This is a genomic window from Pseudomonas sp. GD04091, assembly GCF_029836165.1.
In the GTDB taxonomy this organism is placed as follows: Bacteria; Pseudomonadota; Gammaproteobacteria; order Pseudomonadales; family Pseudomonadaceae; genus Aquipseudomonas.
Window position 1 is genome coordinate 1 of sequence record NZ_JAOEBG010000055.1, and the last position, 604, is coordinate 604.

Below are 604 nucleotides of genomic sequence, written 5' to 3' on the forward strand. Positions count from 1 at the left end.
TGGGATCACCACTTTGTCGCCGTTGGACAAGGTGACGGTCAGGTCGTGATCGAGCTTCTGGCTGACCTTGACGGTGAAGGCTGGCTGCTGATCTTCGGTGACACCGCCTTTGCCGACGATGGTCACGCTGACCTTGTCGCCTTCGTTGCCGGTGCCCGGAGTACCTGTACCCGGCTCGTCGGTAACGGAAGTGCTCAATTCGTCCTGACCCAAGGTCAGTTTTTCGAAGTTGTCCGCGCCGGTGACGCCTTCCAGCTTGTTGGTGATGGTTGGCTGACCACCGACGAACACGTCATCCGGGGCGGTGATGGTCACTGTGCCGGTCGCGCTGCCTGCCGGAACGGTCACTTTGGTGCCATCGGACAGGGTGAAGGTCAGGCCGTTGTGGCCGGTGACCGAGAGACCCTGGGCGTTGGTCAGGGTCACGGTGTAGGTGATCTGGCCACCTTCGGTGACGGTGGTCTTGTCCGCCGACAGGGTGGCGACTACTTCACTGATGGTGTCAGTGATCTGGACCGAAGCATCACCGCCCAGCTCGAGGTTTTCGAAGGCTTTGCCTTCAACGCTGGCGTCGGTGATGCCGACGGTCAGGGTATCGCCATCT

General features: G+C 60.9%; 1 protein-coding gene. It reads right to left on the reverse strand.

Annotation, left to right across the window (positions count from 1 at the left end; all coding sequences use genetic code 11):
• Positions 1-604: immunoglobulin-like domain-containing protein (locus tag N7422_RS26845; protein ID WP_347815279.1), on the reverse strand; the 604-nt coding region annotated here is incomplete at both ends.